The sequence below is a fragment of the Blastomonas sp. AAP53 genome, assembly GCF_000331245.1.
Taxonomy (GTDB): domain Bacteria; phylum Pseudomonadota; class Alphaproteobacteria; order Sphingomonadales; family Sphingomonadaceae; genus Blastomonas.
Genome location: NZ_ANFZ01000010.1, coordinates 1 through 646, shown reverse-complemented (window position 1 = coordinate 646; position 646 = coordinate 1). Strand labels below are relative to the sequence as shown.

Here is a 646-nt window from a genome sequence, read left to right as displayed (position 1 = left end):
AGCGTGCGCATCACCTCTGGCTGCAGGATGTAGCGGCCCGAGATGATGAGGTTCGACGGCGCGTCCTCGATCCTGGGCTTTTCGACCAGCCCGGTCACCTCGGTGACGTCGCCTTCGCTGCGCCCCGGTGCGATCACGCCATAGCTCGATACCGCCTCGCGCGGCACTTCCAGCACGCTGATCAGGTTGCCGCCAAGCCGGTCATAGGCATCGACCATCTGCTTCATGCAGCCGGGCGAACCGACCATGAACTCGTCGGGCAGGAACACCGCGAACGGTTCATCGCCGACGATATCGCGCGCGCACCAGATCGCATGGCCCAAACCCAAAGGCTCCTGCTGCCGGACATAGGCGCAATTGCCCGGCCCCAGCCGCGTGGGCTCCAGCACCGCCAGCGACTTGCCGCGGTCGGTCATCGTCTTTTCCAGCTCGAACGCGATATCGAAATGGTCCTCGATCGCGCTCTTGCCGCGCCCGGTGACGAAGATCATCTGCTCGATCCCCGCCTCGCGCGCCTCTTCGACGGCGTACTGGATCAACGGCCGATCAACGATCGGCAGCATCTCCTTGGGGATGGCCTTGGTCGCGGGCAGAAAACGGGTGCCGAGCCCGGCAACCGGAAAAACAGCTTTGCGGATGGGCTTCA

The 646-nt window shown here is 64.4% G+C and carries 1 protein-coding gene; it reads right to left on the bottom strand.

Annotated elements, in window-relative coordinates; translation table 11 throughout:
- On the bottom strand, positions 1-646 hold a 646-nt coding region (locus D618_RS0111185), incomplete at both ends, for a UTP--glucose-1-phosphate uridylyltransferase (RefSeq protein WP_017671607.1).